The 223-nt window shown below is 63.7% G+C and carries 1 pseudogene; it reads right to left on the reverse strand.

What is annotated here, in order from left to right:
* Positions 1-124 precede the first annotated feature (124 nt).
* A pseudogene (locus AC2CJA_RS27510) lies at positions 125-223 on the reverse strand (IS5/IS1182 family transposase); the annotation flags it as partial.

Below are 223 nucleotides of genomic sequence, written 5' to 3' on the forward strand. Positions count from 1 at the left end.
GCTGGCGCGCGCTGCAGCATGTGACGGTCAGCCCCAGCCGGATCGGAGCCATCGCCCAGGCCGCCCTCGTCCTCAACAATGCATGGCACGAAAGGGGCTGAGAAAACCTCAGTAAGAGGATGTCTCATGTGGTGACTGCGGTCAGCCGTTTGTAGCAGGTCAGGGCAGCTGCGAGGCCGAGGAAGGCGAGGAAGTGTTCGCCCTTGCGCTCGTACCGGACGGT

This window comes from Streptomyces sp. ATLC9 (assembly GCF_057196705.1).